Annotated in this window: 3 protein-coding genes and 1 pseudogene; all 4 read right to left on the bottom strand. The window is 76.8% G+C overall.

Annotated features, from left to right (window positions below; translation table 11 throughout):
- Positions 1–127: 127 nt before the first annotated feature.
- Entirely contained in the window at positions 128–766 is a 639-nt protein-coding gene (locus tag ACWDCZ_RS39730) for a DUF6758 family protein (protein ID WP_063780222.1), read from the bottom strand.
- 308 nt (positions 767–1,074) lie between these two features.
- Positions 1,075–1,233 carry a hypothetical protein gene (locus ACWDCZ_RS39725; protein ID WP_158077673.1) on the bottom strand — a complete coding sequence of 53 codons (159 nt, stop codon included), beginning with the start codon at positions 1,231–1,233 and terminating at the stop codon, positions 1,075–1,077.
- A 396-nt stretch (positions 1,234–1,629) separates the two neighbouring features.
- Complete coding sequence (locus ACWDCZ_RS39720) at positions 1,630–2,511, bottom strand: alpha/beta fold hydrolase (protein WP_049654106.1); 882 nt, start codon at positions 2,509–2,511, stop codon at positions 1,630–1,632.
- A gap of 128 nt (positions 2,512–2,639) precedes the next feature.
- Positions 2,640–3,285: pseudogene (locus tag ACWDCZ_RS39715) on the bottom strand (ribonuclease E/G); the annotation flags it as partial.

The raw sequence follows: 3,285 nt of genomic DNA, 5'->3' as shown, positions 1-3,285 counted from the left end.
GCCGCGTTGTCGTCGGTCGCCAATGCTCCGCAGTGGCTCCCTCCTCCGCCTTGCGATGCACGCACCCCAACGCCGCCCCGCCCGCCCTCCGGGCGAACGACGGGAGTTTGACGACCGGCCCTGGCCGTCAGCCGAGGAGCCGGGGGGAGAGCGCCCCGCAGGGCAGCAGGTCCAGTTCGGCGCCGGCCTCGCGCAGGTCGGTCAGCACCAGCTCGTCGTACATCACCAGCGCGGACTGCTCGGGCCAGGCGACCGCCCAGAGCCAGAGCCCGCGGGCCTCGCCGACGAACACCGCGCGGTCGGCCGGGGCGTCCGGGACGTGGAACATCGGGGTGGGCCGCCCGGCGGCCAGCAGCTTGGCGTCGGCGGGCTTGTAGAGGCCGACGGAGTCGCCCGGGTCCGGCCCGGACAGGCCCGCGTAGCGGGCGCCGAGGCCGACCCCCAGCTCCTCGGCGACCAGCACCAGCTCGCCGAAGCCGCCGAGCGGCGCGGGCCCGGAGCAGGCGACGGCGGTGGCCCGGGCGCCCGAGACGTCGTCGCCGACGTGGGCGATGCCGGTGTAGAGCCAGCCGACCGGGAGCGGCCAGGGCAGCCAGACCGGGACCTGGGAGCGGGCGACGGCGACGCCGAGGGCCTCCACACTCGGGGGCAGCACGGGCTGCATCGGGTGCACGGCTCCGTGCCGGTCGCACTGCCAGGTGTCTGAGAACAGACCGGGGGCGCGGACCCGACCGGCGCACCTCGGGCAGCTGGGCTCGCCCCTCATAGCCGTCAACGCTCCTCCCTCCGGACCGCCGCGTCAAGGACGATCACCCGTACGGAGGGCTCGGCGGCACCTGTCGGTGGCGGGCGCCCGGACCGGCGCCGGGTGGGCGTGGCACGGGCGGTTCCCGTTGGGGGATGTCCCGTCCCGGGCGGCGGCAAACGTCCGGGGTGCCGACCCCGGAAACACTGACGCCCCGTCATCGGCGAATGCGGTGACGGGGCGTCAGTCGGGTATCGGAACGTCCGGATCGGACGCTCCCGGCTCGTCGGCGGCGGGTGAGGCCTCCCGGTCGGAGGCGCCGCGCCGGGTCAGACGGTCGGGCACGGACGGATGAGCAGGCGCTCGCCGGTGCGGGCAGCGGCCTGGACGACCTCGCGCACGGTGGCGGCGTCGGCGATCTGGCGGTCGGCGGCGGAGCCGTTGGTCTCGTCGAGTCGGACGATCTCGAAGCGCATGGTCTTCGTCATGGGCGTCTCCTTTCCTGGCCCCGCGGGGCGGGGCGGGGGCGGCTGAGTCGGTATCAGCTCTCTCGGGGTCTTGCGGATCCGGAGGTGAGGCCGGATCGGGCGGGTCGTCGCGCGTGTGGCGGTCTGCTGCGGCAAGGGCTCCCCCTGCTTGCCTGGTGCGTCCAGTGCCTCGTGCACCACGGTGTCGTGGCGGTGCTACCGGGCCGTTGCCCGTCCGTAAAGTCCAGGTTTCGGGTGATCGGTGCCGCGGTGGAGGCCAGCGATGATTCCCGGACAGAATCAAAGATTACCGTAACTAACGAATTTTGTCCTGTGTTGAAGCCGATCGAACTTGAAGAAGTGGTACAGACCACTTTCGGCGGACCGGGGGAACCGGCGCGGCCCCGACCGCGTCGGTCAGGCCCAGAACGCGGCCAGCGCCCCGGCCGTGGCGGCCGGCTGCTCGGCGTTGGGGGAGTGGCCGGCGTCCGCGACCACCACCCGGCGGGCGCCCAGGCGCTCGGCCATCGCGGTCTGCTCCGGGACCGGCCAGGCGTGGTCCCGCACTCCGGACAGCACCAGCACCGGCAGCCCGGCGGTGGCGGCGGCCAGCTCCGCCACCCGGTCCGGCGCGGCCACCAGGTGGGCGCCGGTGACGGACAGCGCCCGCGGCACGTTGGCCAGCCAGCGGCGGTGCAGGAACTCCGCGACGGCCGGCTCCAGGCTCGGCCGCGGCTGCCCGCTCTCCGCCTCCAGCTGCCGCATGACCTGCCAGATCTGCTCCAGGTCCATCCCCCGCAGGGCGTCCAGCAGCAGCCCGGTGCGGACCGCCTCGGCCGGGTCGATCGCGCCCGGGCCGGTGGACACCAGGGTCAGCGACCGCCAGGGCAGCGGGCCCTCCGCGGCCGCGGCGAGCACCGCCTCGCGCACCACCTGGCCGCCGAAGGAGTGCCCCAGCAGGTGCGGCGGGGCGCCCCCGGCCTCGGCCGCCAGCACCCCGGTGAGCGCCCGTACGTCCGCGCCGAGCGCCCCGACGGCGTACGCCGCCGGATCGTCCGGACCGCCGGTCTGGTACTGCCCGCGCTGGTCCACGGCCGTCACCCGGTACCCGGCGGCCGCCAGCGGCTCCAGCAGCGCGATGAAGTCCTCCTTGCTGCCGGTGAACCCCGGCACCAGCAGCGCCGAGCCGCGCACCGGCCCGGCCGGCTCCGCCCGCAGCGCCGCGAACTCCCCGCGCCCGGTCACCAGCCGCTCGGCCCGCGCGCACCCGGGCAGCGTCAGAAACGGCGGCGTGCTCATGGGCTGCTCTCCCTGCTGTCCTGTCGGCGCTCCCCGACGCCCCCGAGCTTAGGAGGCGGGCGGAACGCCCGAGGGGGCGGGCCGGGCCGGGTGGCCTGGCCCGCCCCCTCGGGGGAGACACGGGGGTGTCAGCTCTCCGGGGTGGCCTCCACGGGCGCCGCCGCCTTGCGGGTGCGGGTGCGCTTGCGCGGGGCCGGGACCTCGGTGGCGGCCTCGGCGGCCGGGGCCTCCGGGGCGGTCTCGGCGACGGCCTTCGGCTTGCGGGCCCGGGTGGCCTTCTTGGCCGGGGCGGGAGCCTCGGCGGCGGCCTCGGCGACCGGAGCCGCCTCGACGGCCTCGGCCTTCGGCTTCCGGGCGCGGGTGGCCTTCTTCACCGGGGCGGGAGCCTCGGTGGCCTCGGCGGCCGGGGCGGCGGCCTCGACGGCCTCCGCCTTCGGCTTGCGGGCCCGGGTGGCCTTCTTGGCCGGGGCCGGAGCCTCGACGACCGCCTCGGCGACCGGAGCCGCCTCGACGACCGGGGCGGCGGTCTCGACGGCCTCGACGGCCTCCGCCTTCGGCTTGCGGGTCCGGGTGCGGGTGGCCTTCTTCGCCGGGGCCGGAGCCTCCGCGATCGCCTCGACGGCGGCCTCGACGACCGCCACGGCCTCGGCCACGACGGCCTCGGCGACCGGAGTCGCCTCGACCGCCACGACGGCCTCGGCGGCGGCGGCACCGCCGCGCGAGCGGCGGCGGCGACGGCGCGGCGCGGCCTCGCCCTCGGCGCCCTCGACGGCC

The sequence above is a fragment of the Kitasatospora sp. NPDC001225 genome, from assembly GCF_053597855.1.
This window is presented reverse-complemented; position numbering and strand designations above follow the sequence as displayed.

Coding starts and splice junctions, on each gene's coding strand:
- ACWDCZ_RS39730 (WP_063780222.1), bottom strand. CDS start 766: ATGAGGGGCGAGCCCAGCTGCCCGAGGTGCGCCGGTCGGGTCCGCGCC.
- ACWDCZ_RS39725 (WP_158077673.1), bottom strand. CDS start 1,233: ATGACGAAGACCATGCGCTTCGAGATCGTCCGACTCGACGAGACCAAC.
- ACWDCZ_RS39720 (WP_049654106.1), bottom strand. CDS start 2,511: ATGAGCACGCCGCCGTTTCTGACGCTGCCCGGGTGCGCGCGGGCCGAG.